The sequence below is a fragment of the Salinirussus salinus genome (assembly GCF_009831455.1).
Lineage (GTDB): Archaea > Halobacteriota > Halobacteria > Halobacteriales > Haloarculaceae > Salinirussus > Salinirussus salinus.
This window is the reverse complement of the sequence record NZ_WOWO01000004.1, coordinates 162,471-187,787: the sequence shown is the minus strand read 5'-3', so window position 1 is coordinate 187,787 and position 25,317 is coordinate 162,471. Positions and strand designations below refer to the sequence as shown.

General features: G+C 69.2%; 25 protein-coding genes and 1 tRNA gene. 11 read left to right on the top strand and 15 right to left on the bottom strand.

Annotated features, from left to right (window positions below):
* The first annotated feature begins 136 nt into the window (after nt 1-136).
* On the top strand, nt 137-1,003 hold the full coding sequence (locus GN153_RS14815) for a transcription initiation factor IIB (protein ID WP_159904158.1): 867 nt from the start codon (nt 137-139) through the stop codon (nt 1,001-1,003).
* Here the strand turns inward: GN153_RS14815 and GN153_RS14810 are convergent.
* The 6 genes from GN153_RS14810 to GN153_RS14785 all read right to left on the bottom strand — a co-directional run bounded on the left by GN153_RS14810 (nt 979) and on the right by GN153_RS14785 (nt 6,090).
* Nucleotides 979-1,662 (bottom strand): nucleotide-binding protein, encoded by a 684-nt coding sequence (locus GN153_RS14810; protein ID WP_159904156.1) that lies wholly within the window; start codon nt 1,660-1,662, stop codon nt 979-981. The two genes, GN153_RS14815 and GN153_RS14810, sit on opposite strands and share 25 nt — an antisense overlap.
* Nucleotides 1,659-2,387, bottom strand: a complete 729-nt coding sequence (locus GN153_RS14805; RefSeq protein WP_159904154.1) for a DUF7857 domain-containing protein — start codon at nt 2,385-2,387, stop codon at nt 1,659-1,661. The genes GN153_RS14810 and GN153_RS14805 overlap by 4 nt, the downstream gene beginning before the upstream one ends.
* A gap of 16 nt (nt 2,388-2,403) precedes the next feature.
* Nucleotides 2,404-3,255: a DUF7856 family protein gene (locus GN153_RS14800; protein WP_159904152.1), complete on the bottom strand. Its 852-nt coding sequence runs from the start codon at nt 3,253-3,255 to the stop codon at nt 2,404-2,406.
* Nucleotides 3,252-3,590 (bottom strand): DUF7855 family protein, encoded by a 339-nt coding sequence (locus GN153_RS14795; RefSeq protein WP_159904150.1) that lies wholly within the window; start codon nt 3,588-3,590, stop codon nt 3,252-3,254. The genes GN153_RS14800 and GN153_RS14795 overlap by 4 nt, the downstream gene beginning before the upstream one ends.
* A 101-nt stretch (nt 3,591-3,691) precedes the next feature.
* A complete protein-coding gene (locus GN153_RS14790; protein WP_159904148.1) occupies nt 3,692-3,994 on the bottom strand; it encodes a DUF7854 family protein in 303 nt (100 codons plus the stop codon).
* The gene (locus GN153_RS14785) at nt 3,994-6,090 is read right to left on the bottom strand and encodes a minichromosome maintenance protein MCM (protein ID WP_159904146.1); all 2,097 of its coding nucleotides are present in this window, start codon (nt 6,088-6,090) and stop codon (nt 3,994-3,996) included. The genes GN153_RS14790 and GN153_RS14785 overlap by 1 nt, the downstream gene beginning before the upstream one ends.
* 519 nt (nt 6,091-6,609) lie before the next feature.
* Here GN153_RS14785 and GN153_RS14780 point away from each other — a divergent pair.
* The 5 genes from GN153_RS14780 (at nt 6,610) to GN153_RS14760 (ending at nt 12,882) form a co-directional block, all read left to right on the top strand.
* Nucleotides 6,610-8,055, top strand: a complete 1,446-nt coding sequence (locus GN153_RS14780) for an ABC transporter substrate-binding protein (RefSeq protein ID WP_159904144.1) — start codon at nt 6,610-6,612, stop codon at nt 8,053-8,055.
* A 175-nt stretch (nt 8,056-8,230) separates the two neighbouring features.
* A complete protein-coding gene (locus GN153_RS14775; protein WP_159904142.1) occupies nt 8,231-9,685 on the top strand; it encodes an ABC transporter substrate-binding protein in 1,455 nt (484 codons plus the stop codon).
* 212 nt (nt 9,686-9,897) lie between these two features.
* The gene (locus GN153_RS14770) at nt 9,898-10,857 is read left to right on the top strand and encodes a carbohydrate ABC transporter permease (protein ID WP_159904140.1); all 960 of its coding nucleotides are present in this window, start codon (nt 9,898-9,900) and stop codon (nt 10,855-10,857) included.
* Nucleotides 10,854-11,735: a carbohydrate ABC transporter permease gene (locus GN153_RS14765; RefSeq protein ID WP_159904138.1), complete on the top strand. Its 882-nt coding sequence runs from the start codon at nt 10,854-10,856 to the stop codon at nt 11,733-11,735. Before GN153_RS14770 ends, GN153_RS14765 begins: the two co-directional genes overlap by 4 nt.
* Before the next feature lie 49 nt (nt 11,736-11,784).
* Nucleotides 11,785-12,882, top strand: coding sequence for an ABC transporter ATP-binding protein (locus GN153_RS14760; RefSeq protein ID WP_159904136.1), 1,098 nt, complete (start codon nt 11,785-11,787; stop codon nt 12,880-12,882).
* 95 nt (nt 12,883-12,977) lie between these two features.
* Here GN153_RS14760 and GN153_RS14755 read toward each other — a convergent pair whose 3' ends face one another.
* The 3 genes from GN153_RS14755 to GN153_RS14745 form a co-directional block, all read right to left on the bottom strand.
* The gene (locus GN153_RS14755) at nt 12,978-13,550 is read right to left on the bottom strand and encodes an RDD family protein (RefSeq protein WP_159904134.1); all 573 of its coding nucleotides are present in this window, start codon (nt 13,548-13,550) and stop codon (nt 12,978-12,980) included.
* 103 nt (nt 13,551-13,653) lie between these two features.
* Nucleotides 13,654-13,926, bottom strand: coding sequence for a hypothetical protein (locus GN153_RS14750; RefSeq protein ID WP_159904132.1), 273 nt, complete (start codon nt 13,924-13,926; stop codon nt 13,654-13,656).
* Between the two features lie 152 nt (nt 13,927-14,078).
* Nucleotides 14,079-14,151 (bottom strand) — tRNA-Pro (locus GN153_RS14745).
* Nucleotides 14,152-14,237: 86 nt separating this feature from the next.
* Between GN153_RS14745 and GN153_RS14740 the strand changes: the two genes are divergently transcribed.
* Complete coding sequence (locus tag GN153_RS14740; protein ID WP_159904130.1) at nt 14,238-15,362, top strand: AI-2E family transporter; 1,125 nt, start codon at nt 14,238-14,240, stop codon at nt 15,360-15,362.
* On the opposite strand, the gene GN153_RS14735 is transcribed toward GN153_RS14740, so the two are convergent.
* Nucleotides 15,359-16,186 (bottom strand): sulfurtransferase, encoded by an 828-nt coding sequence (locus GN153_RS14735; protein WP_159904128.1) that lies wholly within the window; start codon nt 16,184-16,186, stop codon nt 15,359-15,361. The genes GN153_RS14740 and GN153_RS14735 overlap by 4 nt on opposite strands.
* 263 nt (nt 16,187-16,449) lie before the next feature.
* On the opposite strand from GN153_RS14735, the gene GN153_RS14730 reads away from it, so the two are divergent.
* Complete coding sequence (locus tag GN153_RS14730) at nt 16,450-17,319, top strand: sulfurtransferase (RefSeq protein ID WP_159904126.1); 870 nt, start codon at nt 16,450-16,452, stop codon at nt 17,317-17,319.
* Nucleotides 17,320-17,405: 86 nt separating this feature from the next.
* Here the strand turns inward: GN153_RS14730 and GN153_RS14725 are convergent, their stop codons facing one another.
* Entirely contained in the window at nt 17,406-18,497 is a 1,092-nt protein-coding gene (locus tag GN153_RS14725) for a glutamate-cysteine ligase family protein (protein WP_159904124.1), read from the bottom strand.
* Between the two features lie 274 nt (nt 18,498-18,771).
* Here GN153_RS14725 and GN153_RS14720 point away from each other — a divergent pair, with 274 nt between their 5' ends.
* Nucleotides 18,772-19,359 carry a rubrerythrin family protein gene (locus GN153_RS14720; protein ID WP_159904122.1) on the top strand — a complete coding sequence of 196 codons (588 nt, stop codon included), beginning with the start codon at nt 18,772-18,774 and terminating at the stop codon, nt 19,357-19,359.
* Between the two features lie 32 nt (nt 19,360-19,391).
* Here GN153_RS14720 and GN153_RS14715 read toward each other — a convergent pair whose 3' ends face one another.
* From GN153_RS14715 to GN153_RS14700, 4 genes are all read right to left on the bottom strand, one after another.
* Entirely contained in the window at nt 19,392-20,177 is a 786-nt protein-coding gene (locus GN153_RS14715; protein ID WP_159904120.1) for an SDR family oxidoreductase, read from the bottom strand.
* Between the two features lie 105 nt (nt 20,178-20,282).
* Entirely contained in the window at nt 20,283-20,738 is a 456-nt protein-coding gene (locus GN153_RS14710; RefSeq protein WP_159904118.1) for a TRAM domain-containing protein, read from the bottom strand.
* Between the two features lie 88 nt (nt 20,739-20,826).
* Entirely contained in the window at nt 20,827-21,489 is a 663-nt protein-coding gene (gene npdG / locus GN153_RS14705; RefSeq protein WP_159904116.1) for an NADPH-dependent F420 reductase, read from the bottom strand.
* A gap of 46 nt (nt 21,490-21,535) precedes the next feature.
* Nucleotides 21,536-22,861, bottom strand: a complete 1,326-nt coding sequence (locus tag GN153_RS14700; RefSeq protein ID WP_236544829.1) for an MFS transporter — start codon at nt 22,859-22,861, stop codon at nt 21,536-21,538.
* Between the two features lie 123 nt (nt 22,862-22,984).
* On the opposite strand from GN153_RS14700, the gene GN153_RS14695 reads away from it, so the two are divergent.
* Both GN153_RS14695 and GN153_RS14690 read left to right on the top strand, forming a co-directional pair.
* Entirely contained in the window at nt 22,985-24,283 is a 1,299-nt protein-coding gene (locus tag GN153_RS14695; protein WP_159904114.1) for an amidohydrolase, read from the top strand.
* A gap of 202 nt (nt 24,284-24,485) precedes the next feature.
* Nucleotides 24,486-25,310: a hypothetical protein gene (locus GN153_RS14690; protein ID WP_159904112.1), complete on the top strand. Its 825-nt coding sequence runs from the start codon at nt 24,486-24,488 to the stop codon at nt 25,308-25,310.
* Nucleotides 25,311-25,317: the final 7 nt, after the last annotated feature.

Sequence of the window (25,317 nt, the reverse complement as noted above, 5' to 3'; positions counted from 1 at the left end):
CTCCGGGTCCGGCAGACACAGCGGTCGCGGCTGATGTACCAACCGGTAACCGGTAGGTACGTTGGCGGTGGCTCTCCGGCCACCCCCGCGATCCGCTCCAGTTTAAAAGTGGATACCGCACCCAGGATCGGGTAGGATGGCAGCCACGACAACCCAGTCCTGTCCCGAGTGCAACGGCTCGCTCCGGTCCGGGGAGTGCGAGACGGTCTGTCAGGAGTGTGGGCTCGTCGTCGACGAGCACGCCATCGACCCGGGTCCGGAGTGGCGCTCGTTCGAGGACGACCGAACACAGCCCGAGCGGACCGGAGCGCCGCTGACACGGGCCCGCCACGACCGCGGGCTCTCGACGGAGATCGGCCACTCGACCCGCCTGAAGGGGCGCAAGCGCCGCCGGGTGGCACGGATGCGCCGCCAGCACAAGCGCGCCCAGATCGCCTCCAAGGCCGAGCGCAACCGCGTCTACGCGTTCACCGAGATCCGCCGGCTCGTGGGCGACCTCGACCTGCCCGAGCACGTCCGCGACCGGTCGTGTGTCCTCTTCGAGTCCGCCCAGGACGCCGGCCTCCTGCAGGGCCGGTCGATCGAGGGCTTCGCCGCCGCGGCCGTCTACGCCACCTGCCGGACGGCGTCGGTCTCGCGGACCGTCGAGGAGGTCGTGGCGGCAGCCACGGCGACGCGGGCGGAACTGGACGCCGCCTACGACGCGATGAACCGTGAACTCGGACTGCCGACCGGCCCGATCGACCCCGCGGAGTACCTGGCCCGCTTCGCCAGCCGGCTGGACCTCCCGACCGAGGTCGAGCGGCGTGCCCGCGAGTACGCCGCCCGCGCCCGCGAGGAGGGGATCGACAACGGGCGCAACCCAAGCGGCGTCGCGGCGGCCTGTCTCTACACCGCCGCGCGGGCGCTCGGCTGCGAGCTCACACAGGAAGCAGCGGCGGAGGTCGCGGACGTGACGCCGGTGACGCTGCGGGCGACCTACACCGAACTGCGCGAGGAGTGACGGTCGAGCAGCGGCCCGACGCTGTCCGCGAGTGCCCGGAACTGCGAGGCAGCCCGCGAGTCCGGTGCGACAGCTCCCACCGGCTGCCCGGCCCGCTGTGCCCGCGCGAGCGCGTCGCTCTCGGGAACGGTCGTCACCGGAGCGCCGAGCGCGTCGGCGACCGGGCGGGTGGCCGCCTCGCCGGCCCTGTTGAGGACGACCCGTGCCAGCGGCGTCCCGAGGACACGGGCCAGCTCGCGACTCTGGACCGCACCGGCCAGCGCCGGCTCGGTCGGCCGTGTCACCAGCAGGCAGGCCTCGGCCGCGAGCAGCGCCACGCCGGCATCGCTGCCCAGTCCTGCGGGACAGTCGACGACGACTTCGCCGTAGTGGCGACTCACGGTATCGAGCGTCCCGGCGAGGGCAGTGACGTCGGCTGCCCGGGCGCCCGCGAGCGACCGTCCGCAGGGGAGCAGCGCGACCGGCCCTCCCTCGTCGACGGCCTCGAGGGCGTCGGCCCGCCCGGCGAGCACGTCGTGCAGGTCCGGACCCCGCCGGGCCGGGAGGTCGGCCATCCCCAGGTCCGCGTCGACGACGACGGCGTCGAGTTCCGCACCCAGATTGTACGCGACGGTCGACTTGCCGACGCCGCCCTTCCCCGCGGTGACCGCCAGCGTCATGCCAGACGCGCCAGTGCCTCCACGGGCACGTCGACCGCCTCGGCGCGCTCCCGCGCCCGCGAGCACCGCCGGTCGAGGCGGGCGAGCACTGCGCGGTCCTCCTGCACCCGCTTCTGGAGCCGTCTGACCGCTTCGATGCCACCCGCCCGCTCGACTGCGGCCTCCGCGTCTTCGACGGAGGTGGCCGCGACCAGGTCCTCGGCGGCCTCAAGCCGGCCCTCCACCGCCGCGAACCAGGCGTCGACCGGGTTCCCGGCCGAGCCGCCACTCCCGCTCCCGGGGCCGGTATCCGGCCCCGGCCTCGGAGCGTCCGACTCGGTCTCCGGTCCGGGACGGGCCCCGTCGAAGTCAGTGGCGCTGTCGGCTCCATCCGCTCCGCCGGGCATCGCCGCCCGCGGCGGCTCGCGCCGTCCCAGGGCCTTCACGACGGCCTGCGGCGTCGGCTCCCGGTCGCCCGGCTCGCCCTCGTCGGCGATGCGCGCGGGCGGGTCGACGGGGTCGGCCGGGCTCGCGTAGCCGAGGACGAGCCGGTCGTCGGGTGCCACTCGACCCTCGAACCCCTCCCCGTCCCAGCCCGGTTCCGGGACGCCGTCGCTGCGGGGCGGCCAGACCGGTCCCTCCAGCCGGTTCTCGACGCGCACCCGCCGGGGCCGGGCGGCGGTCACGCACACCTCCACCAGCGTCACGCTGCCGGCGGTCCTGCAGTTGGCCTCGAGTGTCGCCATGGGCCGGGTGGCCCCGTCATGGGATATAAATCACCGGCGCGTCCAGCCACGCGGCCGCCGCGTCGGCGTCGGCGAACGCCCGCCCGACCCGGCCGCCGCCGTCGAGGACGACCGGGGCGTCGACGGCGGCCACCCGGACGACAGCCAGGGCGGCGACGGCCGGCGGGGCCTCGAAGGGGTCCTCGGTACCCGGATGTGCGTCTTCCAGACTCCGGACCGCACGGGCGTACTCCCCGCGGACCCGCTCGACCAGCGCCGCCCGGGCGTCCCGTTCGAGGTTCGCCGCGCGGTCCTGGAGCCGGCGCCGACGCTCCAGGCGGTCCCGGACCTCCCGCTCGCGCCCGCGGGCGGCCTCCAGGCGGTCGGTCGCTGCCGCCGCCCGCGTCTCGGCCTCCGAGAGCTCCCGGACGGCGGCCTCCAGCGCCTCGCTCGCCGCGGCGATGTCCCCGCCGGCCTCGCGGGCGGCCTGGAGCCGGCCCCGCGCCGCCGCGACCCGCTCGCGCAGGCGGCCGGTGTCCGTCGTCTCCGCCAGTTCCCGCCGCTCCTCTGCGCTCGTGGCCGCCTCGACTGTCAGCCCCGCCAGCCGCTCGCGGACTGCCGCGAGCTCCTCGTCGTGTGGCGTCCCCAGCCCGCGGCTCCGGGCCGCAACCGCGAGCGCCGTCCGGACGCGCAGCCCCATCCCCTCCCCGAGGGGGGAGACGTAGCCGTGAAGCGGGCCCGGCGCGGGGCAGTCGACGGTCACCGACGGCCCGTCCCCGGCCTCGACGGGCGCCTCGCGCTCGACGGCCGCAGCCAGCCGGTCGGCCTCGACCCCCGGCACCGTGACGGCCTCGCCGGTCCGGACGGCCGCCCCCACCCGACACCTCACAGCTCCCGGTCCCGCATCTCGGCTTCGCTCGGCAGGTCCCGGCCGGACGCGAAGGCGGTGTAGGGGGTGGCCGGCTCGTCGCGGGCCTCGTAGGCCCGGGCGGCCTCCCGGACGTCCTCGCGGACCGCCTCGAACTCGTTGAACGGCTCCGTCCGCTCGACCTGGATCTGTACCCCGTGTTTCGCCCGCAGCCGCAGCGCCTGGAACGCCCCGAACTCCGTCTCCGCGAGCAGCGCTACCCGCCCGGCCTGCCGGACGACCGTGTCCCCGTGGGCCCGGCAGACGTTGCGCAGCGTCTGTCGCGCCTCCCGCGAGTACGCGATGACCAGCAGCACACCGGGTGCTGTGGCCGACAGACGTGTAAATCTAACTGGTAACTATCCGGGACCGAAAGCGCAAAGACCGGCGTCCCGCGTCCGCCCCGAGCCGGCCGCAGTTACCCGCCCTCCGCCGTGTCGTCCGCGCCGGGCTCTTCGAGCGGGTCCACCTCGACAGTCACGGGGTCGTCGACGGTCGCCGCGGCCCGTTCGCGGGCCTCCGACCGCGAGGGAGCGACCACCACCAGCCCGTCGACGCGCTTGTCCCCGCGGGCACGCCAGGCACTCCCGTCGGTGTACTCCGTGGCGTAACTGCGCAACACGCCACGGACCTCCCGCTCCAGCTCCGGCAGCGTGCACTCGCCGGCCTCGTACTCCGCGAGCGCGCGCTCGACGTTTCGGAGCGCCGATATCCGGTCCATCAGGTGGTCCGGAGGTGTCCCTTCGTCGGGGTGTACACCTCGCCTTTCTGTTTGAGTTGCTCGATCTCGTGTTCGGCCTTCGAGGGCTCTATCCCCTGTTCCTCGGCGCGCTCGACGACGACGTCGACCGGCGCGCCCTCGTCGTACTCCTCCTCGATCTCCCCGACCAGGTCGAGGATGTTCTTCACGCGGTCGCGCTGGCTCTTCGAGGTGCCGGTCTCGACGACGTCGGCGTCGAACTCCCCGGTTTCGGGGTCCATTCCGATGTCCTCCATCGACGACCGGGCGATGTCGGTCGCCCGCTCGGCGTCCTCCTTCTCGACGGTATCGGAGAGGCGAACGCGGGCGCTGGCCTCCGCCAGCCGCACCAGCGCTTCCAGCTTCCGGGCCGTGACCGGGACGGGGGCGTCGTCGCCGGTTCCCTCCGCTCGCAGGTCGACGTAGAAGTCCTGGATCTCGGCTTTGGCCTCCTCGGTCATCGTCGGGAAGCAGTTGCGCTTGGCGTAGGCGACGTACTTGCGCAGCAGGTCGGGCTCGATGGTCGGCGCCACCTCCTCGGTCACCGTCTCGACCTCCTCCTCGGTGTAGTTCGAGGCCGTCGTCTCCGTCCGGTGGGTGTTGAGCTCGCCCGCGTAGTTCGTCTGGAGGATGTGCTCGGCGAGGCGCGCGTCTTCCTCCTGGTCCGGCTGGTCGGTGACTGTGAAGATCAGGTCGAAGCGGGAGATGAGCGCGGGCTCGAGGTCGATCTGCTCGCCGATGGGCTCGTACTGGTCGAACCGGCCGTACTTGGGGTTCGCGGCGCCCAGCAGGGAGCACCGACTTTTCAGCGTTGCGTTAATCCCTGCCTTACTTACGGAAATTGATTGTTGTTCGAGCGCTTCGTGCATGGCGCTGCGGTCGTCCGGGGCCATCTTGTCAAGTTCGTCGACGGCCGCGATCCCCTGGTCGGCCAAAACCAGCGCGCCGGCCTCTAAAGTCCACTGCTGGCCGTCGCCGAAGTCGTCGCGCACGGCCGCCGCAGTGAGCCCCGCAGCAGAGGATCCTTTCCCCGATGTGTACACTGATCTCGGGGCTATTTGTCGAATATATTGGAGTAGCATCGATTTGCCAGTTCCGGGGTCCCCGATCAGGAGCATGTGCAGGTCTCCGCGGAGCCGGGAGCCGTCGGGGAGGTGTTTGGTGACCCCCGAGAACAGTTGCAGCGCCATCGCGAGCTTCTCCATTTCGTAGCCGTAGATCGAGGGGGCGATGGCGCCGACCATCTTCTCGTAGACCTCGGGGTCGTTCGAGAGTTCGACGATCTCGGTCTTGTCGCTCTCGGAGATGTCCATCTCCTCGAACTGCTCGTCCTCGATCTCCACCGACAGGCCGGTCATGTAGGTGTCGAACATCGGCGACTTCTCGCGGTCCGAGCCCTGCTGGTCGAGTTTGAGGATGCCGGTGACGGTGACGTGGTCGCCGGCCGTGACCTCGCCGGTGATGTCGTCCTCGATGTTGACGTCGATCGCCTGGGGGGTCTCCCCGCCGCGCAGCCCCTCGGGGGACTCCTGGACCCGCAGCTTCTGTGCGTCGACGAACTCGGACTGGTCGAAGTTCACCCGGAAGGGCCCCTGCCGCTCACAGCCCTGGCACTCGTGGGGCTCCTGGAAGTCGCCGTCCGACTGGGGGATGCGGGTGAGGGTGCCACACCGCTGGCACTCGAAGGCGGCGTTTGTCACCTTCGGGCGGACCTCCGTCACCTTGCGGACGATCCCCTGGACCGAGAGCAGGGCTCCACGGTTGTCGGCCCTGATGTCGCGGATCTCCGTCGACTCGGGGAGTCCGCGCACGCGGACGTGTGCCTGCCCGAGCGAGACGTCGACGGGGAGGTCATAGAGGCGAAGCGCCTCCTCGGCGTACTCCCGCAGCTGGTCGGGCTTGGTGCGGAAGTCGTCGGCCAGGTCGGGGTCGAACCGGTACAGGTCACCCCAGTCGATGTACAGCGACTTCTGTTCGGTGGGGTACTTCTGGGCGAGCTCCCCGATCTCGTTGCGGTAGTAGCTCCGGTAGAACTCCTCGAAGACGTCGATGAGTTCCGTGTCCTCCGCTCGGGCCATTGACTGGGGAATCCTTAGACCCCCTCCGTTCAAGAACTTTCGCACGCTGGGTGGCGGCCGCCGCCGGTCGCCGGACCCTGACCGGAGTGAACGTGATTATCGCGGTCCGAAACCGACAGGCAGCGACCGGAGTGGTGGGGAAACGAAGGGGTACCGCAACGAGGACGGAGTCCCGCGACACGAGCGCGCGGTGACGACACAGCGCCCGGCCGCTCCTGCCGGCCTACCGTGGCGGGCGAGGCCACACCGGCCGCTCGCCAGGCGGTGGGGTGACACGACAACAACTACAGCAACGTTTTTTCTCAGGTCCGCTTCCCCCAATAATAACATACTTCTTATATTTGTTTGGTGTTCCCACAAAACACGGCACACAATGCCTACCGCTATGGCGCCGTAGTGTGTGGAAAACTAGAACACGATTCCTTAGTTTATACATTATATACGACATGAACGCGTCGTGGTGAGAATGAAGATTTATCTACGTTCCCCGATTGCCGTTACACGTCACACAGTGACACCATGACCAGGAAACAGCTCAGCGGTACGAGTCGGCGGCGGGTGTTGCAGGGAACAGGTGCAGGACTGGCAGCGATGATGGCCGGCTGTCTCGGCGGCGGTGGCAACGGGGGCGGCAACGGTAACGGCGGCGGGGGCGACCCCGCAGACATGCCCGATGTCTTCATGCTGACGGACTACAACAACGAGCCGTGGCAGTCCCAGTGGGAGGACCTGTCCGGCTCGTTCACGGAGGAGACGGACATCGGGATGAACATCGAGTACTCGGGGATGTCCGGGCAACAGGAAAACCGGCTGGCGACGCTGATCCAGTCCGGCAACCCCCCGGACATTAACACGTCGACGTTCGACCAGGTGGCCGACGTCTGGTCGACCGACGGGCTCACCACCACCAACGAGGTGGTGGAGGCCGCCGAGTCGGTCAACGGCGAGCTGATCGCCAGCCCGCTCACTGTCGACGACGACATCTGGCAGGTGCCCCACGGCTACTACACCTCGACGTTCAACTACCGGGAGGACGTCTACGAGGAACTCGGCCTGAGCGTTCCGACGTCCTTCCAGGGACTCATCGACAACGCGCGGGCGATCGACAACTCGAACATCGAGATCCGGGGGTACGGGCTGGCGGGCCAGAAGACCGGCAAGAGCCAGGACGAGTTCCAGTCCTACCTGGGTCAGATGGGTGTCTCCACCATCGGCCTGCGGTGGAAAGACCCCGACGCACGCAACGAACTCGAGGTCTGGTGGCCCGAGGAGGAGATCACCACGCTGCTTGAGTTCTTCAACCAGCTCTCGGAGTACTCACCGGACCCGACGTCGCTGGGCTGGTCGTCGTCGATCTCGAACTACCTCGGCGGGCAGTTCGCCCAGCAGTACCACCTGAACACGTGGCCGGCGGGCATCGCCGCCGCCTCCGACATCCCGGAGGTCGCCTACAACACCGGTATCGCGCCCCTGCCCTACTGGGAAGAGGGTGGCGCCAGCCAGGGCGACTCCTGGCTGTTCGACCCGACGGTCGACGGCCACCACATCTTCGCGGGCGGGGACAACACCCCCGGCGCACGGGAGTGGCTCGAGTACGTCTACGGCGACAGCCTCGAACGGACCGCGGGCATCTACCAGGCCGAGCCCACCCGGTTCCTCCCCATCTACGAGGACATCCTCACCAGCGATACCTTCACCGGCTACGACTTCTGGCAGCAGGGCGAGAACCAGAAGCTCCTGGAGCAGCTGCAGTACACCCAGGAGACCATCATCGGTGACCACTACGGCCAGGTGCCCGAGTCGGACCTCAACGACCCGGTGGCGCTGTACGTCACCCGGCAGTGGTTCTACGGCGAGCTGATCAACCGCGTCATCACGGGTACGGACTCGGTGCAGGAGGCCTACGAGTGGGGTCGCGACCGCCTCGAGACCCGGCTCGAAGAGGGTCGCAACCGCTTCCGCTAACCCCAGTTCGCGGTATCTTCCTCGCGTTTCGTCCCCGAACAGCCGCCGCTGGCGCACTCGTCTGTCCCTGGGATGACCGGCCGCACACCCAATCATGTAAAATCAGCACAAATCGGACGAAGATTTATTAACGACCCCACTCACTGGCAACACGTCACACAGTGACGTGACCGATATGACCAGGAAACAGCTCAGCGATACCAGCCGACGGCGGGTGCTGCAAGGGACGGGCGCGGGAGTAGCGGCGATGATGGCCGGCTGTCTCGGTGGCGGTGGCAACGGGGGCGGCAACGGTAACGGCGGCAACGGCGGCGGGGGCGACCCGACGCAGTTGCCTGACGTGTTCATGCTGACGGACTACAACAACGAACCGTGGCAGGCCAAGTGGGACAGCCTGTCTTCCTCGTTCACCGACGAGACGGACATCGGCGTGAACATCGAGTACTCGGGGATGTCCGGGCAACAGGAAAACCGGCTGGCGACACTGATCCAGTCCGGCAACCCCCCGGACATCAACACGTCGACGTTCGACCAGGTGGCCGACGTCTGGTCGACCGACGGGCTCGCGACGACCAACGGGGTCGTCGAGGCTGCCGAATCGACCAACGGTGAACTCCTCTCGACCCCGCTGACGGTGGACGACGACATCTGGCAGGTGCCCCACGGCTACTACGTGTCGAACTTCCACTACCGGGAGGACGTCTACGAGGAACTCGGGCTTGACGTACCCACCTCGTTCGCGCAACTGCTGGAGAACGCGCGGGTGATCGACGAGTCCGACCTGGACATCCGGGGGTACGGGCTGGCCGGCAAGAAGGTCGGCAAAAGCCAGGACGAGTTCCAGGTCTACCTGTCCCAGATGGGCGTCCCTGGGGTCGGCGTGCGCTGGAAGGACCCCGACGCCCGCAACGAAGTCGAGGCCTACTTCCCGGAGGAAGAGGTCACGACGCTGCTGCAGTTCTTCAAGGACATCTCCCAGTACTCGCCGGACCCGACATCGCTGGGCTGGTCGTCGTCGATCTCGAACTGGCTCGGCGGGCAGTTCGCCCAGCAGTACCACCTCAACCACTGGCCCGCAGGCATCGCCGCCGCCTCCGACATCCCGGAGATCGCCTACAACACCAAGACCGCGTTCAACCCCTACTGGGAAGAGGGCGGGGTCAGCAAGGGCGATTCCTGGCTGTACGAGCCGACGCCGGACGGCCACCACATCTTCGCGGGCGGGGACAACACCCCCGGCGCCCGCCAGTGGATGGAGTACTGCTACGGCAGCAGCCTCGAACGGTCGGCGAACATGTACCAGCAGGAGCCCACCCGGTTCCTCCCCATCTACGCCGACATCCTCGAAAGCGACACCTTCCAGGGCTTTGGCTTCTGGGACCAAGGCGAGAACCAGCAGCTCCTCGACGAATTGGTGAAAATCCAGAACGTCCACTTCGGGGAGCACTACGGCCAGGTGCCCGAGTCGAACGTCAACGACCCGGTGTTCCTGTACGTGCAGCGTCAGTGGTTCCACGGCGAGATGGTCAACCGCGTCGTCACCGGCTCGGACTCGGTGCAGGAGGCCTACGAGTGGGGTCGTGACCGCCTCATGACCCGGCTCGAAGAGGGCCGCAACCGCTTCCGCTGAACCCCGATCGCGCACGGCACTTTCTGTTTTTCTCCCGGGAGGAGCGGCGGCGCTGGCGCCACACAACGGGCGCGCACTGCGCACCTCGTGGCTGACGACAGACAGGCGAATCCGGGGACGGCGCGGCTGTCTTGTGGCTCGTTGACACTCGTCGGTCCGACAGTCGTGAGTTTAATATATCTTCACGGTGAGGCACTGGTAGGTGGCAATACGTGGCTGGTGAAACACTCGAACCAACGCAGACTGACGAACCGACCATTCCGTGGCACCGGTTACCGGTCAGCAAGGAGACGCTCATCGGGTACGCGTCGGTCCTTCCTGTCCTGATCCTGTATTTCATTATCGCGATCGGCCCGGTCGCGTACGCGGTGAACGCTTCCTTCCACGAGGTGTTCCTGCTGAACCCGCAGTGGGAGTGGGCCGGACTCCAGAACTACTACGAAGTGTTCGAACTCGAGACGTTCTGGGGCTCGCTGTGGCGCGGGATCATCTACATGGTGGGGAGCACGCTGATCCAGCTCGGCGTCGGGCTGTGGCTCGCGCTCGCGCTGAACAAGATCGCACGTGGGCAGAAATTCCTGACCGCGGTCGTCTTCACCGCCTACCTCATCCCGACGATCATTCTGGCGTTCGTCGCCGGCTACATGTTCACCCCGAACATCGGGCTCGGTGTGCTCCAGTCGCTGGGAAGTGACTTCGGCCTGTGGGCCGGGAACACGGCGCCGATGACCTTCAGCCAGACGTGGGCGATGCCGCTTTTGATCCTCGTCGGGACCTGGAAGTTCGGTGTCTTCATCACCATCTTCGCGCTCGCCCAGCTGCGGGCCATTCCCGACCGGTTCTATGAAGCCGCACAGATCTGCGGGGCCAACCGGCTGCAGATGTTCCGGGACATCACGCTCCCGCGGATCCAGGGGGTCATCCTCGTCGCGGTCCTCCTGCGCTCGATCTTCATGTTCAACAAGTTCGACATCATCTGGGTGCTCACGCAGGGCGGCCCGGGCAGCGCGACGACGACCCTGCCCATCCTGGCCTACGAGACGGCCTTCACCGGCGGGAACTACGGGCTCGCGAACGCGCTCGCGGTCGTCATGTTCCTGTTCCTGGGCATCGGCGCCGTCGCGTACTTCATCCTGTTCAACCCGAGTGAGGAGGTGGAGACGTCGACATGAGCACCGACACACCATCCGACACGGACGGCATCTTCGGGCTCGGCTACCGGGCCGAGGAGAAGCTGTTCTCCCGTCTCAAGCAGATCAGCGCAGCCGTCTTCGTCGTCGTCGGGGTCTTCCCGATCTACTGGATGCTCCAGGCGTCGCTGACGACCCGGGCGCGAGCCAGCAGCAGCGGTATCTCCTGGTTCCCGACCCCGGAGACGTTCACCCTCGAGAACTACGAGGTGCTCACGAACCCCGACGTCGCGCTGTACGTCATCAACTCTGTCGTCGTCACGCTCGGGACGATCATCCTCGTGGTGCTGATCTCGCTGATCGCGGGCTACGGGCTGGCCCGGTTCAACATGCCCCAGAAGGAGAACTTCGCACGGTTTCTCCTGCTGGGGTACCTGTTCAGCCCGATCGTCCTCGGGGTGCCGCTGTACCTCATCTGGCAGAACCTCGGGCTGCTGAACACCCGGCTGGGACTGATCATCGCGCTGACGGCGATATCGATGCCCTTCGCGGTGTGGTTGATGTGGAAGTACATCCAGACAATTCCGGAGGCGATGGAGGAGAGCGCCTGGGTCGCGGGCGCCTCGCGCTGGCAGGGCTTCCGGGACATCATCATCCCGCAGACCCAGCCGGCGATCATCGCCGCCGCGCTGTTTGCCTTCGCGCTGGCCTGGAACGACTTCACGTTCGCCCAGATCCTGTTGCCGGCAAACGAGGCGTCGACGTTCGCGCCGGGCGTGTTCCGGCTCATCCAGCGCGGCTACGACATCGCGCGGGTCGACGTCATGGCCGTCTCGATGGCGATGACGCTCCCACCCCTGATCTTCGCGTACTTCATGCAGAGCTACCTGCTGAAGGGGTTCCAGATCCGCTCGCTGTGAAACCAGAACATTAATCACCGATTCCCGAAACCCAACACTCAATCCACTCATGTCAGACGTCAAAATCAGAGACCTGACGAAGATCTACCAGGACGGCGACGACGAGATCGTGGCGGTCGACGGCATCGACCTCACGATCGACGACGGCGAGTTCGTGACCCTGGTCGGCCCGTCGGGCTGTGGCAAGACCACGACGCTGCGGTGTGTCGCCGGCCTCAACAAGCCCACCAGCGGGACGATCACCTTCGGCGACCGCGAGGTCACGAACCTCCCGGTCCAGGAGCGCGACATCGCCCTGCTCTTCCAGGACATCGCGCTGTACCCGCACATGAGCGTGCGGGACAACATGGCCTACGGGCTGAAGATCCGCGGGTTCTCCCGCGAGGAGCGGTACGCCCGCGTCGAGGAGGCCGCCAAGCTGTTGCAGATCAGCGACCAGCTCGACAAGAGCCCCGCAGAGCTCTCCGGCGGCCAGCAACAGCGCGTCGCGCTGGGGCGGTCGCTGGTCCGGGACCCCGAAGTGTTCCTGTTCGACGAGCCGATGTCGGACCTGGACGCCAAGCTCAAGGCCGAACTCCGGCCGGTCATCGAGCAGGTCACCGACGAGATCGGCTGTCCGACGCTGTATGTCACTCACGACCAGGAGGAGGCGATGACGATGTCCGACCGCGTGGCGATCATCAACGACGGCAACCTCGAGCAGGTCGACCCGCCGAAGGTGGTCTACGAGGACCCCGACTCGGAGTTCGTCAGCAGCTTCATCGGGCAGCCCTCGACGCAGTTCTTCGACGGCCGGCTGGCCGCACAGAACGGCTCGACGTCGCTGACCATCTCGGATATGGAGTTCGACCTCTCGATGAGTTCCGCCGACCTCAACGGCTACGGCGAGGGCGAACACGACATCCGGGTGGGGATCCGCCCCCAGCACATCCGGGTCAGCGACGACCCCAACGAGGGGATCAACGCGACCCACATCCTCGACGAACCGCTCGGCGACGAGACCCACAGCTTCTTCGACACCGAGTTCGGCGAGGTCATCGTCGTCACGGACCCCGACTTCGAGGGCCGGGAGGGCGAGTACGGGCTGGTGATCGACGAGAACTACGTCCGGCTGTTCGACCCCGTCTCCGGCGACCGCGTCGCCTGAGGCCCACACGGCAGCACCTTTTCGAGCATCGCCGCTCCCTGCGCGTAGCACGCGCCCTCGCATCCGCGCGACCGGCGGAGCCGCGGAGCGGCCAGTCAGCTACTCTGGCTGTCGCGTCTCGCGGCGGCGTCGGTCTCGAGGTCGGCCCGGGCGGCCTGGTCTGCCGGGTCCTCGACGCGGGTGCGGACGACGACGGTGTCGGCGGCCAGGTCCCCGGTCCGGCGGCCGTCGGTCACGACCGCGGCGGCGACCCCGACAGCGTAGGGCAACACGACCGGCAACAGGTCGATATAGCGGAGGATGTTCCGCACGGCGCTGGCCCGGCCCGTGCAGTGGCTCCCGTCCTCCATAGTGACGACCAGCCCGCGGTTGACTTTCCCGGGGGTCCGGCCGTACCGCCACTCGAAGCCGAAGGAGTAGGTGATATACAGCGGGAACAGGAGCAGCACCGAGACGAGGACGACCCCGCCCAGCTGGTCGACGCGGGTCCGAAAGAGGAAGTCGACGACGTACAGTATCGGCGTCTCGATGAGGAAATAGCAGATCACGAGGTCGATCGCCGCCGCGGCGCCGCGCTGTCCGATGATGCCGCGGTCGCCGACCGTATCCATGGCTGGCGTCGGCCGCTTTTTCGTCGGCTGGAACCGGTCGAGGATGCTGTCGATCACGGTGTCTCTGCCCTGCCCGCTGTGGCCGCGCTCGGATGTCTGTCTCGCGGTGTCGGGTCCGGTCCCGGGTGTGCCCGGGCCGGCTCCGGTCCGGTCGCCGGGCTCACTCGAGTTCGAGGTCCGACCGGATCATCACGCCGGTATACAGCAGCGCCCCGACGGCCAGGACGCCGAAGACGATGACGTCGAGGGTGACCGCGTTTTCGACCCAGTAGACGGCGTAGGACGTCAGTGCCATCGCGAGTATCAGCAGAAACGCCTTCCACCGGCGCTTGAGCTGCTGGACGTTGTACTGCAGCGGACTGTCGATCTCGACATCGTCGACGCGGATGTCCTCGAGCGACCCGCCGCGAGTCTCGTCGTGTTCCGAACTCATTGACCACACCTCTCGCGTGCAACCACTTATTTGCTGTCGTGTGGCGCCCGCCCCGTCTTCCGCCGCGGCGACGACGGCACTACCTCGCCGGCCGTCGCCGGAGTCTGCTCGCAGACAGGTCGCTCCTCGCGTCCGTTCGTCGCAAAACACGATGGGCTCGCGCGGATTTGAACCGCGGTCACGGGCACCCAAGGCCCGAAGTATACCAGGCTAACCCACGAGCCCGCACACACACGTCGGCCGAACACGGAGGAAAAGCTTTCGTTGCGCTCGCCGCAACTGTTTAGACAGTGGCCGGTGACCTGCGGGACGTGCCGGACCGTCGCCGCCTCACCGTGCTCGTGGGCGTGTTCGCAGCCGTCGTCCTCGCCGCAGGGTACGTCCTCCAGAGCGTGTTCGCGACGGTCTTTTTCGCCATCACGGTCGCCTACGTCCTCTACCCCGTCCGGCAGTTTCTCGTCGGCCGCGGCCTCGGCCCGCGGACCGCCGCGGCGGTCAGTACCACCGTCGCCTTCGTCGCCGTCCTCGTTCTCGTCGTCCCGCTGGCTTCCGCGCTGTACTTCCGGCGGGACACGCTGTTTGCGTTTCTCGGACAGATCCCCGAAGAGCTGACCCTGACGGTCGGCGGGTTCTCCTACACCGTCGAGTTCGCCACGCTGCTCCAGGCCCTCCAGGACGCGGCGGGCGGGCTCGCGTTCGGCCTCGCACAGCAACTGCCGGCACTCGCGTTCAAGCTGTTTCTGTTCACGCTCGTGGTGTACGCCCTGCTCATCCGGCCCGGCCGGCTCGGCGAGGCGCTGCTGCGTCCGGTTCCCCGGGAGTACCACGACGTCGTCTTCGCCTTCCACGAGCGGACGAGGTCGATGCTGTATGGCATCTACGTCCTCCAGGCGGCGGTCGCCGCTGCCACCTTCGCCGTCGCGCTCGTCGTCTTCTTCCTGCTCGGCTACGACTCGTGGTTCACCCTCTCGGTGCTCTCGGGACTCCTCCAGTTCATCCCGATCCTCGGCCCGAGCGTCCTGATCATCGTCGTCGGCACGACCGAGGTGGTCGCGGGCAACGTGAACCAGGCCGTCGCCGTCGTCTCGGTCGGACTCGTCGTCATCGGCTTCCTGCCCGACGCGCTCCTCCGGCCTCGTCTGGCCCACATCGCGACTGACGTCCCCGCGAGCCTCTACTTCATCGGCTTCACCGGCGGCACCCTCTCCGTCGGGCTGGTCGGGATCGTCGCCGGCCCGGTCGCGGTCGCGTGGCTGGCCGAGGCCGTCGCGCTGCTCTCGGCCGAGACCAGCGCGGAGGGTCGGCGGACCACGGTCGACGACTGGGCCGGCGGGCCAGCAGAGACCCCGGATGCCGGGGACGGACCCGCCCCGCCGCCCGGGGACGTCGAGGGGACGGAGGATGCCGCGCCAAGCGACGTCGAAGAACTCGACTAGGCGTCCGTCCCCGCGCCCGGGTTCTCCTCCCCCTCCGCCTCGGCACCTCCGGTCTCCACGGGCCGCCCCTCCCTCTCCCACTCGGTGAGGCTCCCCTCGTAGAAGGCCAGGTCGGGGTAGCCGAGGTGGCGCAACACGGTGTAGGTGTGGCTGATACGGCGGGCCGTGTTGCAGTACAGCAGGATGCGCTTCCCGGGACCGATCCCCCGTGCTTCGAGCAGCGACCGGACGTCGGCCTCGGGTTTCAGCCCGCGGCTCCCGTCGTCGACGACCGCCCGCCAGTCCAGCCGAACCGCGCCGGGGATGTGCCCCTCCGCGAACTCCCAGTCCTCGCGGGTGTCGACGACGACGGTGTCGGGGTCCTCAACCGCCGCGGCGACCGCCTCGGCGTCGACCAGCGGCGTCTCGGCCGGGCGCTCGACCTCGTAGGTCGTCGCCTCGACATCGGGGGCGTCGGTCGTGGTCTCGCGCTCGCGCTGCCAGGCGGTGAAGTCGCCGTCGAGCAGGTGGAGTCGGTCCCGCGGGTGGCCGTACAGTTCGGCGGTCACGAGCAGCCGGGCGGCGAAGACGCCGTGGTGGTCGTCGTAGGCGACGAGGTGGTCGCCGCGCTCGACCCCGGCCTCGCCCATCAGGCCGGCGAAGACGTCCGCCCCGGGGAGCATCCCCTCGTCGCCGCTCTCGCCGGCGCGAAACGAGTCGAAGGGAACGTTCACCGCCCCGGGGACGTGTCCGATGCCGTCGTACTCCCAGGCGTCGCGGACGTCGACCACCCGGACCTCCCCGAGCCGGTCGGCCAGCCACGGCCGCGAGACGATCGCGCTCATCGTCGGCCATTGCCCGCGAACCCGCTTGAAGATGTCTCTCCGCCCCTCGCGTTGTCACTCGAAGCTCCAGGCAACAATTTCCGCCGGATCGTGGGAGATGGTGCCTGGCCGAGCCGATCCCCCGACGCCGTCCCGGCCGACAGCAGGTCACGGGCCGGGTTTCGCCTCCGAACCAGATATTTTTGCCGGGAGTCGGGAGGAGTGGCGGGGCCTGCCGGGACGTGTAGCCATATATGTGCAGTAGACGAATAGTTCAACGCACCATGACTGACGACGGATACGCCAAGGACGTGCTCGTATCGGCCGACTGGGTGGAGGAGCGACTCGACGAGTTCGGGAGCGACGACCCGGCCCACCGGCTGGTGGAGGTCGACGTGGACACGGAGCTGTACGAGGAGAGCCACGCGCCCGGTGCCATCGGCTTCAACTGGGAGACCCAGCTCCAGGACCAGACCCAGCGCGACCTCCTGAGCAAGGAGGACTTCGAGGACCTGCTGGGCAGCCACGGGATCAGCGAGGACTCGACGGTGGTGCTGTACGGCGACAACTCGAACTGGTTTGCGGCCTACACCTACTGGCAGTTCAAGTACTACGGCCACGACGACGTCCGTCTCCTGGACGGCGGCCGGGACTACTGGGTCGAGAACGACTACCCGCTGACCGACGAGGTGCCGGACTTTTCCGCCGTGGAGTACAACGCCTCCGGGCCCCGCGAGAGCATCCGCGCCTACCGCGACGATGTCGAGAACGCCATCGAGCGGGGGCTGCCGCTGGTCGACGTCCGCTCGCCCGAGGAGTACTCCGGGGAGATCCTCGCCCCGCCGGGCCTGCAGGAGACCGCCCAGCGCGGCGGTCACATCCCCGGCGCGAAGAACATCTCGTGGGCAGCCGTCACCAACGACGACGGCCGGTTCAAGAGCCCCGAGGAGATCAGGGAGCTGTACGCCGAGGAAGGGATCGACGGCGACTCGACCACCATCGCCTACTGCCGGATCGCCGAGCGCTCCTCGGTCGCGTGGTTCGCCCTGCACGAGCTGCTCGGATACGACGACACCGCCAACTACGACGGCTCCTGGACGGAGTGGGGCAACCTCGTCGGCGCCGAGATCGAGAAAGGCGAGGCTGGCGACTAAGCGCAGCGCAGGAGCCAGCCTCGGGTCGGAGCGGGGAGTCGGAGCCGACCCGACCCTCAGTTTTTTGCGTCCGAGCGACAGGGCGGTCAGTCGTCGCCGACGGCCACCTGCTGGAGGTCACGTTTGAGGCGCGCGGCGTGGTCGAGCCGGAGTTCGCGCGCCTCCGCCCGCGTGACCGTCCCCCGGGTGCCGAGGTCGTGTGTCACGGGCGCGTAGGCGTCCGTGTCGAATCCCATGCGGTCGAGATACGCCCGTAGCGAGTCCGACTCGAGGCCCTCCTCGATGGCGGCGTCGACGTGGTCGAGGACGGTCTCGAAACCGGGGACGACGACGGCATCTTCCGTCAGTCCCGGGGTCCCGCCGACCCGGAGGTCGGTGTCCGCGAGATGCTCGACGACCCCCGCCAGGTCGTCGGCCAGCCTGACGGCCCGGCTGGGGAGCGTCGTGTCGGGGGACCGGTACTCGACCGTGCCGAAGGTTTCGCGGAGCTGGACGGGCGTCCAGACGGCGGTCTCGGGGGTGAAGTGGGCCGCGACCGCCCGCCGGTCGGCCCCGGCCTCGAGGGCTGCGGCGAGGAATTCCTCGTAGCGCCGCTCCAGCCGGCGGGTCCACTCGTCGGCGTCGGTCGCGTACCGCCACAGCCGTCCCTGGTGGGGGACGTCGCCGTAGGCCATCCGGCGGTAGAGCTTCGACCGGGCGCCGGCGGCGAGGTGCTCGCCCCCGAAATACGGCGAGGAGTTGACGAGCGCGAGCGCGGGGTCGAGCGCGATGAACGCGTTGAGCTGGTCGACCGCCCGACCCGGGAGCTGCTCGACGTGGACGTGGGTCCCGGCGCAGTGGCGGACGTACTCGAAGTCCTCGCCGACGACCCGCTCTTGGACCCGCGTGCGCTCGCTCGGCAGGTCCCGGACCTCCCCCGCGTTGACCGGCGTCGCCAGCGGGACGAGCCCCCTGTCGAGTTCCGCGGCCCGCTCCAGTACCCGCCCGACACGTTCGAACAGCTCCCTGCGGAGCTGTGCGGTCGTCTCACACGGCGTGGTCTTGACCTCCAGAAGCGGCTCGACGAACTCGCGTTCGACCCCCGGCGCGGCGTCCACGAGCTCCCCCGGCTCGGTCAGCCGGCCCTCGCCGTCGACGACCCAGTACTCGACCTCGACGCTCCGCCGGATGTCTACCACCGTACTCCCTCCCCGCCGTCGCTCTCCGCCGGAGTTTCGATACGTGATCGTTCACTCATACGCTCATTCAGACCAAGCTCGAATTCGGATATACAATAAATTTGTGTAAATAGCAATTTCAAGGGCCGAATACGTTACGATGGTCGTATTGCTTTTCTCCGGCTGTCGCGGTCCGGTGGCCCGGCAGGAAGACGGACCGGCAGTCAGCGCCGCTTGGCCGTCGAGGTGCCCCCGCGGCGACGCATACAAGCCGCCGGCTGCCGACCCTTTCGGTATGGACCCGACCGACCTCGTCGACCGCGTTCGTTCGGAGAACAACACCGAACTCTCCCGGCTGGGCTCCTCGAAGTCGCTGTACGCCGACACGGAGGGGGAGATGGAGGGCGACGCCGTCCTCGCGGCGCTCGCCGACACCACCCACCACGCCGCCGAGGTCTTCGAGGGGTGGGGCGAGCCATTCGGGGACGCCGCCGACCGCGAGCGCGACCACTACGCCGACATCGCGGGCGAACTCGACGCCCACGAGCCCGGCGACCGGCCGGCTCTCGTCGAGTCGTTCAGCGGGCTCGAGACGGAGGTCGACCGGCTCGGGGCCGCGGTGGGGTACACGCTCGTCGCCGAGGCGAAGGCGAGCCAGGCGACCGGCTTCTTCACCGGACAGGCCGACCCGCAAACGGCGAGCCTCTTCCGGGAGATATCGGACGGATACGAGACGCTCCGGGGGGAGTTGCTCGACGCGCTGGAACCCCACGACGACCTCGAGGGCGCCGCGGCGGCCGCCACGGCGGTCGTGGGCGCCGCCTACGAGGAGTACGTCGACCGCCTGGAGTCGATGGGGATCAACCCCAAGCCGGTCTGCTGAGTCGGCGGTCGCTCGGGCCGCCGTCGGGCCGGCTAGCTGCGCATCGAGCCGCCGTCGATGGCCAGCGTCGCGCCGTTGATGTAGCTCGCGCGCTCGCTGGCGAGGAAGGTCACGGCGTCGCCGAGTTCGCCGGGCTCGCCGATCCGCTCGAGGGGGACGTCGGCGGCCCACGAGTCGTAGGCATCCTCGTAGCTGTCGGCGTCGCCGCGCTCGACGGCGTCCTCGATGAGGTGCTCGATCCGGGCGGTCTCGTGGGCTCCCGGGAGGACGGCGTTGGCACGCACCTCGGGGGCGAACTCCCGGGCGACGGTCTTGACCAGGCCGATGACGCCCCGGCGGACGGCGTTCGACAGGAGCAGGCCGTCGCTGACCTCCTGTACCGTCCGGGAGGTGATGGCGACGATGCTCCCCGCGTCGGACTCCACCAGCTGCGGCCGGGCTTCCCGGAGCGTCCAGACGGCGCTCATCACCAGCATGTCGTAGGCGCCGTACCAGTCCCGGTCCTCCATCGACGTGAAGGGGCCACTCGGTGGGCCGCCGGCGCTCGTGACGACGTGGTCCAGCCCGCCGAACTCCTCGACGGTCTCCTCGACGAACGCCTCGACGTGGTCGGGGTCGGTGATGTCAGCCTCCACGGCGAGGACGCCCCCCTCGCCCGCGGCCTCCAGCTCCTCGCGCGTCTCCTCGACGTGCTCGGGGGTGGTGCCACAGATAGCCACGTTGGCGCCCTCGCGAGCGAGCGCGAGCGCGCTCGCCCGGCCGAGACCGCTGCTGGCTGCCGTACACAGTGCCGTGTTCCCCGCAAGTCCGAGGTCCATATCCGCGCCGACGGGTGCGGGCGTAAAAAGTGGGCCGCCCGCCGTTCCGGGCTGTCCGCCTGCCGTCCACTCGCCGTTCGCCGCGGGCGCTCGGGACCCGCAGCCTCAGCTGCCCCAGAAGTCGTCCCGGCTGCCGAGGCTCGGACGGCCCTCTCCCTCGTCCGCGCCGCCCTCCTCGGCTGCCTCGGCGTCTTCGTCCTCGCCGTCTTCGTCTTCCTCCTCCGCTTCCATCGGGAGGCGCTCGACCTCGTCCGCACGGGCGTGGTTGGAGTGAACCTCCGTCACCTCGACGCGGGCGCGGGCCGGCGGCAGGACGCCGTCGACCATGATGATGAAGCCGTCCTCGGTCCGGCCGACACCCGCGCCGCTCTCGTGGATGTCCTCGACCGTGACCACGACCTCCTCGCCGCGCTTGACCGGCTGGGTCTTGAGGTCCTCGATGGGCTGTTCGTAGTGGTTGCACCACTCCTTGCCCCCCCGGTCGCCGTAGTGGGTACACCCCATCCCCTCGATCCGCTCGGAGAAGCTGGGGCACTCGTCGGCGAGTGGACAGTCGGGCATACCGCCCTTAAATCGGCACCGGATTAGAACTTTGCGCTCTCCCTCGCCGTGTTCCGGCCCGCGTCTCCGCGCCTTCCCCCCCGGCGACTCACCAGAACTTGGTACCCAGGTCGTGCATCCCCTCGTTGTTGGCAGCCAGGTTGATCAGGAGGGGGGTCAGCGACTCTACCTCGGTGGCGTTGGCCAGCGGGCCGGCATCCAGCGCCCGCAGCCCCGCCAGCTCGTCGGTCAGGTCGGCGACCGTCGCCTTGGCGTCCGCGTCGTCGGCGACGACCGGTACGTCCCAGTCCAGGTCCGCATCGAGGTCCGCCAGCCGGCCCGCCGCGAGGTTGTGGTAAGCGCCGACGACGGGGGTCTCCTCCGGGGCAGCCTGGGCCGCGAGGGCGGTCACGCTGCCGACGCCGGGGGGGTTGTAGTGGAGCCCCGCCTCGTCGCGCTGGAGGCCCACGGCCGGGGAGACCAGGATCCCCGAGAGGTCGTCTGCGACCGACTCGACGGTGTCCGCGAGGTGGTAGGCCGGGACCGAGAGGACGACCACGTCCGCGCCCGCCGCGGCCTCGGGGTTCTCCGCGGCCCCGACCGCCGCCTCCACGCCGTGGTCGGCGAGTGCCTCCTCGTACTCCGTGGCCGCGTTCTCGGCCTTCTCGGCCTTCCGCGAGCCGACGACGACCTCGTGGTCGGTGTCCCGTGCGAGCCGCAGCGCCAGTCCCTCGCCGATGTCTCCGGTGCCGCCGAGAAGTGCAACCTGCATACGGGTCCGGTCGGCCAGCGGCGACTAAGCGTTTGTGTTCCTGACCTCAGTCCGACGCGTCCGCCTCCGCCCCTGGACCCTCGCTTCCGAGGTTTCGTGCGGGCAAAAACAGGTAGATGACGCCCGCCAGCGCGGTGAGCGCCGCCAGCAGGAGGAAGGCCTCGGTGAACAGGTCGTAGTCGGCCATCGCCCCGACGGCCGTCGAGCCGAAGGCCCCGACCATGAAGAAGGCGGTCCGGACCGCCCCCCAGGCGGTCCCCCGGACCCCCGGCGGGAGAAGCGAGACGATGTAGGCGTTGGAGATGGGGCCGACCGACAGGCGCATCCCGAGGAAGGCCGCAACCAGCCCGAGTCCGAGGGTGCCACCGGTGTAGGGCAGCGCCACGAGCGGGAGGACGCCGACGAAGGCCACGACCGCGAGCACGCGCCCGTGGCCGTAGCGGTCCGCGAGCACCCCGCCGACGGACTGGAAGACCGCGCCGCTGAGAAAGAGCACGCCGAAGAGGACGCCCGCAGTCGCCTCCGTCAGTCCCTTCGCAGTCACCAGATAGGTGGTGAAGAAGGCGGTCAGCCCCTGGAAGACGAAAAGCATCAGCGTCGCACCGAGCACCGCCAGCGCCACCTTCCGGGAGGAGACGGCCCGCCGGACCGCGGCGGTCCGCGCCCGGAGGCTCGCCGCCCCGCCGTCGGTACGAGTGTCCGCGTCGGAGTCATCGCCGGCAGCCCCGCCCTCGGTACCGCCGCTCTCGACGGCGCTGGCCGCCGACTGCTCGGGGACGGAGCGGTAGAGCGCCACCCCGGCCAGCAGGAAGGCGGGGGCAGTGAGTCCCAGCGCACCCCGCCAGCCGACGGCGCCGGTGGCGTAGGTGGCGGCCGCCGGCAGCAGCGCGGCGCCGACGCTGCCGGCTGCGAGGACGGTCCCGAACGCGGCCCCGTCCTGCTCGGTGTAGATGCGGGTGAGCGCGGTTCCCCGCGGCGGGCCGTACAGTCCGGAGGCCAGCCCGTAGGCCCCGGTCGCTACCAGAAAGACCGCGAAGGTCGGCGAGAGGGCGTAGACGCCCATCGTGACGGCGCCGGCGACCGCACTGGTCGCGAGCAGCGTCCGCTCGCCCGCGCGGTCGACGAGCGCCCCCGCGGGGAACTGCATCGCGGCGTAGGTCACCCACAGCAGGGTGATCGCCGCCCCGGCCGCGGTATCGGAGACCACGAAGTCCTCCCGGATCGCCGGCAGCAGTGCGGGGACGACAAAGCGCAGGCCGAGGACGAAAAACCACCCGCCGGCGATGGCGAGCAGCGTCCAGCCCCGCCCGCCGCCGCGGAGTCCCCCGACGACGGTTCGCAGACGGGCGGAATACGAGTCCGGGGACGACACGACAGGAGGCTCACGCCGGCGGTAAAAGACCTTGACGGAGCGTCCCGACACGGGACTCCGGGCGGTCCGGGACAGCGCGTCCGGGACCGGGGGATTGACGCCCCCCGCGGGGCAACGCGGGGTATGAGCGAGCTGCTGGTCTCGGGGGGGCGCGTGCTCCGTCCCTCGGGGGCCGTCGAACGGGCGGACGTACTGCTCGACCAGGACGCCGGCACCGTCGCGGCCGTCGACGACCCCGGCGCGCTGGCCGGCGACGACGAACTCGACGCCGAGGGGGGGCTGGTGGTTCCGGGGCTGGTCAACGCCCACTCCCACGTCGCGATGACCCTGTTCCGGGGAGCGGCCGACGACAAGCCCCTGGACGCGTGGCTCCAGGAGGACATCTGGCCGGTCGAGGCCGAACTCCGGGCGGCGGACGTCGCCGCGGGCACCCGTCTGGGTATCGCGGAGATGATTCGTTCTGGTGCTACGGCCTTCGGCGACATGTACTTCTTCATGGACGAGGTGGCCGAGGTAGTCGCCGAGACGGGGATGCGCGCCCGGCTCGGTCACGGCTGCATCTCCGTGGGCCGCCCCGAGGAGGAGGCCGTCGCCGACTTCGAGGAGGGACTCGGGTTCGCCCGCGAGTACGACGGCTACGCCGACGGCCGGGTCCGGACGATGTTCACCCCCCACAGCCTGACGACCGTCGACGAGGCCCACTTCGAGGAGTTTCTCCCGCGGGCCCGCGAGGCCGGCCTCCCGGTCCACTTCCACGCCAACGAGACGGTAGACGAGGTCGACCCGGTCCTCGCGGAGCGCGGGCAGCGCCCGCTCGCGTGGGCCGACAACCTCGGCCTGCTGGCGGAGGATTCCTTCGTCGCCCACGGCGTCCACGTCGACCGGGCGGAGATGGAGCTGCTGGCCGACCGCGACACGGCGGTGGTCCACTGCCCGGCCTCGAACATGAAACTCGCCTCCGGGATGGCGCCGGTCCAGGAGCTGCTGGACGCGGGGGTGACCGTCGGTCTCGGCACCGACGGCGCGGCCTCGAACAACGACCTCGACATGTTCGACGAGATGCGCGACGCGGCGATGCTCGGGAAACTCGCGGCGGACGACGCGAGCGCGGTCGGCGCGGGCACGGCCGTCCGGCTGGCGACGGAGGGCAGCGCGGCCGCGCTTGGCTTCGAGAGCGGCCGAATCGAGCCCGGTGCGAACGCCGACCTCGCGGTGGTCGACCTGGACGCCCCACACCTCACCCCACAGCACGACCTCGTGAGCCACCTGGCCTACGCGGCCCGGGGCAGCGACGTCCGCCACACGGTCTGTGACGGGCAGGTACTGATGCGGGACCGCGAGCTCACGACTATCGACCTGCAGCGGACGCGACAGGAGGCCGAGGAGCAGGCGCGCGCGCTGTTCGAGCGGGCCGCCGACTGAGAGCGACTCGACCCGCCGGGACCAGCCGAACCCGGCCGGCGCGACCGGTGGCACGTGACCCGAACGCGATCGGTAATTAAACGACAAGCACGGATTTTAAACCGTATAACGGTCACTGATTCCGTCTCTGACGACTCAAAAACGCGGTGAACGGCCTGAACCACGGTACGGGTTTATGCGGTCTCTCGCCACAGGCACGGATATGACACGACAGGCGCTGTTCGCGGTCGCGATGGTCCTGGCGATGGTCGGGGCGCCCCTGACCGGGGCCGTGGCAGCCGACTCGACCGACGCTGCCGGGAACCTCTCGGTCGGCGTGGCACAGGACGACGGCGAGGTGACGGTGTCGGTGACGCGTAACGACACCGGCGTGGCCAACGCCTCGGTGCTCGTCGAGACAGCCGACAACGGCACCTACGACGGGGACGGCAACTATACGACTGACGACGACGGGGAGGCCGAGCTGCCCGCGCCCACGGAGAACGTCACCGTCGACGTGACCGCCGAGGCGGGTAACGACACGGCGACGACCACCGCCGAGCTGGTCGCCGTCGAGGAGAACGAGACGGACGGGAACGGGACCGACAGCTTCGGACAGCGCGTCTCGGCGTACGTCCACGCGCTGCAGGACGGCGAGAACGTAACGCGGATCGGACCGCTCGTCGCGGCGTTCGTGACCGCCAACAACCCCGGCAACGCGCCGGCACACGCCGGTCCGCCCGGGGACCGCAGTGACGACGCGGACAACGAGACCGACGACGAGCGCGGCGAGACGGTCGACGGCAGTGCCGAGGGCGACGAGCGCGGCCCGCCGGCACACGCCGGCCCGCCCGAGGACCGCGGTGACGACGCCGACGAGGGCGACGACGACGCCGAGGAGAAAGAGGAACGCGAGGAAGACGAGGCCGACGACAGCGAGGAAGACGACGACGAGGAAGGCGAGGATGACGACGAGGAAGGCGAGGATGACGACGACGAGCGCGGTCCGCCGGAGGGCGCCGGCCCGCCCGACCACGCGGGCAGGTAGCTGACGC